Source organism: Roseiarcus sp. (genome assembly GCF_052145395.1).
Lineage (GTDB): Bacteria > Pseudomonadota > Alphaproteobacteria > Rhizobiales > Beijerinckiaceae > Roseiarcus.
The window spans coordinates 1-5,808 of the sequence record NZ_JBKQOT010000455.1 but is presented as its reverse complement, the minus strand read 5'-3'; the positions used below and the strand labels follow the sequence as shown (position 1 = coordinate 5,808).

Annotated in this window: 7 protein-coding genes; 3 read left to right on the top strand and 4 right to left on the bottom strand. The window is 67.7% G+C overall.

The window, feature by feature from the left end; genetic code table 11:
* Positions 1 to 203 (top strand): hypothetical protein (locus ACLP25_RS15495; RefSeq protein WP_442470081.1); only part of this gene is annotated, 203 nt, incomplete at its 5' end.
* A gap of 159 nt (positions 204 to 362) precedes the next feature.
* A complete protein-coding gene (locus ACLP25_RS15490; protein ID WP_442470080.1) occupies positions 363 to 1,025 on the top strand; it encodes a DoxX family membrane protein in 663 nt (220 codons plus the stop codon).
* On the opposite strand, the gene ACLP25_RS15485 is transcribed toward ACLP25_RS15490, so the two are convergent.
* Genes ACLP25_RS15485 through ACLP25_RS15470 form a run of 4 tightly spaced genes read right to left on the bottom strand, consistent with a single transcriptional unit; the run spans position 1,018 to position 4,806 of the window.
* Positions 1,018 to 1,743: a glycosyltransferase family 2 protein gene (locus tag ACLP25_RS15485; protein WP_442470079.1), complete on the bottom strand. Its 726-nt coding sequence runs from the start codon at positions 1,741 to 1,743 to the stop codon at positions 1,018 to 1,020. The genes ACLP25_RS15490 and ACLP25_RS15485 overlap by 8 nt on opposite strands.
* Before the next feature lie 3 nt (positions 1,744 to 1,746).
* Positions 1,747 to 2,832 (bottom strand): radical SAM/SPASM domain-containing protein, encoded by a 1,086-nt coding sequence (locus ACLP25_RS15480; RefSeq protein ID WP_442470078.1) that lies wholly within the window; start codon positions 2,830 to 2,832, stop codon positions 1,747 to 1,749.
* On the bottom strand, positions 2,829 to 4,118 hold the full coding sequence (locus ACLP25_RS15475; RefSeq protein WP_442470077.1) for a hypothetical protein: 1,290 nt from the start codon (positions 4,116 to 4,118) through the stop codon (positions 2,829 to 2,831). Before ACLP25_RS15475 ends, ACLP25_RS15480 begins: the two co-directional genes overlap by 4 nt.
* Positions 4,108 to 4,806 carry a TIGR04282 family arsenosugar biosynthesis glycosyltransferase gene (locus tag ACLP25_RS15470; protein WP_442470076.1) on the bottom strand — a complete coding sequence of 233 codons (699 nt, stop codon included), beginning with the start codon at positions 4,804 to 4,806 and terminating at the stop codon, positions 4,108 to 4,110. The genes ACLP25_RS15475 and ACLP25_RS15470 overlap by 11 nt, the downstream gene beginning before the upstream one ends.
* A gap of 132 nt (positions 4,807 to 4,938) precedes the next feature.
* Between ACLP25_RS15470 and ACLP25_RS15465 the strand changes: the two genes are divergently transcribed.
* Entirely contained in the window at positions 4,939 to 5,766 is an 828-nt protein-coding gene (locus tag ACLP25_RS15465) for a nucleoside phosphorylase (RefSeq protein ID WP_442470075.1), read from the top strand.
* The last annotated feature ends 42 nt before the right edge of the window (positions 5,767 to 5,808 follow it).

The following is a 5,808-nucleotide window of genomic DNA, read 5'->3' as shown; positions in this document are numbered from 1 at the left end:
TGATTCATGTCGCCGGCTTCAATCTTGGCGTTCTGATGCGCGCCCTCCACGGTCAAGGCACGCCGAGGGAGGCCGCGGAGGCTGCATACGCCTTCATTTTCGCCCTGCGAACCGAGAACGCGCTGGTCTTCGGCCTGATCGCCCTCGTCGACCGCCAATTCGCAGCGCTCGTCCTTATCGCTCCGGCGCCGCCCTCAAACTGAAAACGGGACTTCGTCACCGGGCTGCTAAAGCAGCGGCCTAGCCGACGACCATTCGAGGCGCGAAACGTTGAAAGTTGCCCACACCTGTAACCAATTGCCGAGCGGCTTCGAACAGCCGATAGTCACACCATCGTGCCAGATCGGAAGGGGCACGCTCGCATGACAAATCCAATCACCGACGCCTTCAGTTTCCTCACCGCCAACACGGGCGACTTCGAGGCGCTCGGGCTGTGGAAGTACCTTATCCTGCTTGTGTTCTACGCGCTCCTAGCCGGCAGCCTCTGGCTCGCCGTCGTCAATTGGCGGGAGGATCCGGCGCAGCGCAACGGAACGGCGCTCTGGCTCTGGTTCTCGCGCCTCCTGATCGGCTGCATGTGGTTTCAGGGAACGCTATGGAAGCTGCCCTTCGGCCATCAAAACGGCCTTTGGTACTGGACGCAGCAGATGGCGGGGCGCGCCGCCTTTGAAGTGCACCGCGCGTTCGTCAACGACGTGATCCTGCCGAACTTCGACATCGTTAATCCGCTCGTCTATCTCGCCGAGCTCGGTTTTGCGATCGCGCTGATGCTCGGGCTCTTTGTTCGCTTCGCCGGCGTCGCCGCGGCGCTGTTCACAGTCAACCTCTGGCTCGGGATCTACAACAAGCGTCCGGGCGACCCGGAGGAGTGGCCGTGGAGCTACATGTTCCTAATCCTGCTCTGCGGAACCTTCGCGGTGTTCGCCGCGGGCCGTTCGCTCGGGGCTGACGTGTGGCTCAGGCGCAACGTCGCCTTCGTGCGCGATGGGCGCGGCCTCGGCGCGCTCGTGCGGCTTCTTACGTGACTCTTTCCGCGCGCAGCGTCGCGGCGAGCCGGAGAAACGTGCGGACGATCACGAGGGCCGCTGGAAGCGCGGCCCTCAGGTTGCCGGAGACTTTGGACTCGCCGCCGATCCTGCGGCGGCAGGCCACCGGCACCTCGCGGATTCTTAGCCTCCGCGCCGCGACCCGCATCTGCATCTCGAGGTTCCATCCATAGGTGGCGTCGGTCATACCGCGCGCCTTGAGATGGTCGCAACGGATGGCGCGAAACGGCGACATGTCGGTGAAGCGCACGCTGTAGGCCACGCGCATGAGCAGACCGGCGAGCCGCCCGGCCGCGCGCTGCTGAACGCTCAGCGCATCCCGGTCGCTCCCTCTTCCGAGCCGCGAGCCCATGCAGAAGTCGACTTCGCCGGCAAGGACAGGGCCGACGACGTCTGAAACGAAGGCGGGGTCGTCGGAGCCGTCGCCGTCCATGAAGGCGATGACTGCGGCGTCTGGCCGCGCGGCGGCGACGCCCGCAGCGCAGGCGCGGCCGTAGCCGCGGTGCGTTTCGACGACGATTTGGGCCCCGGCCGCCTTCGCCCGCTCGATCGTGCGATCGCGCGACCCGCCGTCGACGACGATCACCTCGTCGGTACCGAGCGCGCGCAAGGCCTCAACAAGCGGCCCGATTGCAACCTCTTCGTCAAGGCAGGGAATGACGACTGAGACGACGGCCTCGGCGTCGCCGATCCGCATCCCTCACAGGCTCCAACGCAGGCCGCAGTTGCCGCAGGCGCGCGGGGGCCGTTCCGACTGGAGTGCGGCGCGAAAATCCTGATAGCGAGGGCCATTCCAGATTGACGCGAGCGATTCCGAGGCCGCGTCGCCGAGCGTGTAGTTCTCGTAGCCGTGCAGGGCGAAGGGGGCGATGCAGCAAGGCAGCGCCCGCCCGTTGGCGGTGACGTACATGAGCGTCCAAGGCCTGCCGCAGAGCGACCACGGATTGTCGCGCGTCGCAGGCGTCAGGCTTGCACCGGGCCCGGACGCGGCGCCCGAAGCCGAGAACGTGACCCCGAGGCGGTGGGCATCGGCCTCGGCTTCGGAGAGGATCTCGGCCTCTTCCTCTCGCAGGCGCTCGAACAGGGTCTGGTCGGGCCGAGCAAGGCCCACAGGGTCGTCATCGAAGAAGACGAGGCGCTGCAGATAGACTTCGCTCACGCCAGTGTCCGCGGCAAGGCGCACGAAGGCCGGCAATTCGGCGAGCGTTTCCTTGAGGCCCGTAAGCCAAAGCGAAACGCGCGGCGACGCGGCGCCTTCGCGCACCTGCAGCGCGCGAAACCGGCGGACGTTCTGCAGGATCCGATTGAAGACGTCGACGCCGCGCACGACGCGGAATTTCTCGCGCGTCGCCGCGTCAAGCGAGACGCGCAATTCGTCGAGTCGCGCCTCGATTAGCGCCAGCCCGTTGCGCTCGTTGAGCGCCGTGCCGTTGGTGTTGAACAGAACATAGACGCCGCGCTCCTTGAGATGACGGACCATCGCCGGCAGGCTCTTGACCAGCATCGGCTCGCCGACGCCGTGCAGGACGGCGCGCGAGAGGGCGGGAACCTGGCCGACGATCCGGGTGAAGAGATCCCAGGACATGTCGGCCGGCGGCTCGAGCTCTTTATAGGTGCGCGGGCAGGTCGTGCAGAGGAGGTTGCAGCGGTTCGTCACTTCGAGATAGAGGCAGACCGGCAAGCGCTCCGCGATCGGCGGGCGTTTCGGGTCGGCGGCCTCGTGGTAGCGCCGCGGGTCGATCGCCCGACTTGGGGCCGGCCGCAGATCGCGGAGTTCGAGCTTCATGTCTCGCCTCTCCTCGCCCCTTGCGTTACGTCGCGGATCGCGCCCGCGACCGCGAGCCCCATGAGAAGGGCCCAGCGGCCAAAAAAGGGCGGCGCGTCGGCCTGGAATCCATACAAAAGAAAGCCGCCGGTTGCGAGCGCGTAGGGGCTCCAAAACCCGAGGAGCGGCGTCATTGGGAGCGCGGCGAGGAAGTACCAGGGGAACGTCGGCGTGATCGCGAGGAGAAAGGCGACGAGCAGAAGCGCCGTTCCCCTGAGCCCGCTTCCGAGATCGGTCGCCCCGCGCCGGCGCGTCCAGAGCGCAAGCGCAAGGAGCGCAAGGCCGGTCAGCGCCGCGAAGGCCGGCGCCATCGCCGGGCGAAGCAGCCCGACCTTGCCGAGCAGGGCGAGCCAGAAGACGCCCTCGCCGCTCGCCAAGCCCTGCTCTTCGAGATAGCGCGGCAGGAAGCCGATGAGTCCGGTCCCAGCCGCGGCGAACGGCAGATAGAGACATGAGGCCATCGCCAACACGAACAGCGGCAGCGCGACCTGAATGGGGCGCCAGAGCGCGGGCAGCCCGAGCGCGCCGGTCGGCTTCGTCAGCGCCCCGAGCGTCATCGGGATCGCTGCCAGGAAGGGCCTGCTCGCCCCGCCGATCGCGAAGGCGCCATAGAGGAAAGCCAGCATCGCCGCGTCGACATGGCCGTTGCCGGCGATCTCCCAGATCGGCGCGGGATGAAGGAGATAGGCGACGAGGCCGCCGGGGGGCCTGCCCAGGCGGCGCATTAGCGCGAAAAGCGCGAGGACGGCTGCGGCCTCGAACAGAACCATCGCGAGTTTCATGGCGACAACGCGGCTCGAAAACCGCGTCACGAGCGCGAAAATCGCCTCGGCGGCGGGTGGATAGATGGTCACCGCATAGTCGCGCTTGTCGATCAGGCCATATTGCTCGGAGTCGCGCAGCGCTATCAGCGCGGGATCGGCCGGAACGTGCAGATAAGGGTCGAAGCCAGCGCCGATCACCCGCCCGTCCCAGATGTAGCGATAGACGTCGCCCGAGAGCGTCGGGGTTTGCAGGACGAAGGCGAGCCGAAGTACCGCAGCGCCGAGGACGAGGATTGCGAATACGCCGGCGCTGTGGCGAGCGGCGAGCCGCGCGCCGAACGCGGCGAGGGCGGCCTGGGCCGCTGCGCAAACGTAAAAGAGAAGATCGCTCGTCGCGCGGCCGAGGATCATTCCTCCCGAAAGCGCGAAAGCGACGAGCACGAGCCCCGCGGCCGCGAGGACGGCGCCCGATTCAGCTTTCAAGACCGAGCACCTTTCGGGTCGCCGGCGCCTCCGCCCCTTTGTGGACGAGGCCCCCGGGCCTTTCGCCGCGAAGCTCGGACAAGAGCCAGTCGAGGCTCTCCGAATCGTCGACGTCGTACCACGGCGACAGAAATTCGACGGGGATTGCATGCCGCTCGGCCTGCTCCAGCGACCGCCGCATGACGGCCGGCGTACTCCAGGGAATGTCGGCGAAGATCTCCGGGGTCCGTCTGTTGAGCCCGACAATCGAATAGCCGCCGTCGAGCGCCGGCACGAAGACGGCGTGCGCGCCCGGCACCCGCAGCGCGCGGACGGTTTCGACGAGGAGGGCCGCCGGCAGGGTCGGGCTGTCGCCGTTGACCAGGATCGCGCTCTCATGGCCGCGGGCGAGCAACTCCTGCGTCGCGCCGTCCAGCACCCGACCGAGATCGCAGTCCGTCTTCACGATATAGGCGAACGCAGGCGGCAGAAAGGTCGCGAGCTCGGCTGCGGCGCTCTCCGGGCTGCAGACTGCGTAGCCCGCGCAGCCGACCGCCGCGGCCGCCTCCTCGATCGAGCGCGAAAGATCGATGAGAAAGGCCCGGGCGAGGGCTGCGGCGCGCTCTGGCCCAAGCCGCGGGATGAGGCGCGTCTTGCTCTGTCCGGCCTTCGGCGCCTTGCAGATGATCCCGATCGCGGCGGTCGCCATGTTTCGCCATCCCTTCTTGGCGTGCGTTCGTTTGCGGAGGGTCCGCCATTACGCCGCCCCTGCGGCGGCACCCCCGAATTGTCGCCCTTGACCAATCTTGCCCGCGGAAACCTTCTCCCGTAGGCAGGGATCATGGACCGGCCGCCTCTCCTCGACAACAAGCACTGGGACGCCCCCTCAGTCTTCACGCCTTCGGCCTTGCTGCGCGAGGCCCGCAGGCAGAAGGGGATCGCGGAGACTGCTGCGCCCGCGGTGTGCATCCTCGATCCCGACGGCGATCTCGTGCGAAGGCTCAGGCGGTCGGGCGCGGCCATACCGTTCCGGGATTGGCCCTGCTATCACACCGAGCTCGACGTCTTCGCCCTCGGCGGGCGCCAAGTCGGCGTCGTCGGCCGTGTCGTGGGGGCGTCGTTCGCGGTGCTGGTGGCGGAGGAGCTCATCGAGTCGGGGTGCAAGCTCATTGTCAGCCTGACCTCGGCCGGGCAGATCGTTCCGGCCGGGCCGCCGCCCTATTTCGTGATCATCGACCGGGCGCTGCGCGACGAGGGCGCAAGCTACCATTACGCGCCGCCCTCGGAATTCGCCGACGGCGACCCGGCGCTCATTGCCGCCGCCGCAAAGGCCGTTTCGAGGTTGCGACAGCGCTGCGTCGTCGGCGCGAGCTGGACCACCGACGCGCCGTTCCGCGAGACCGCCGAGGCCATCGAAGCCGCGCACGCGAAAGGCATTCTCGCCGTGGAGATGGAGGCCTCCGCGCTCTACGCCTTCGCGCGGGCGAAAGGCGTCCGCCTGCTCTGTCTCGCCCATGTCACCAACACCATGGGGCAGGCCGCCATCGACTTCGAGAAGGGCGAGGCCGACGGGACGGAAGATGCCCTCACCGTGCTTGAGAGGGTTGTGACGGCCTTGGAGGTAATGGAATCCTCGCGAGGGGTCCGAGGGCTCCAATCGACGCCCTGATCGCCGGCGACGACGTAAGAAGACCGCTCCCGGAGCGCTCGA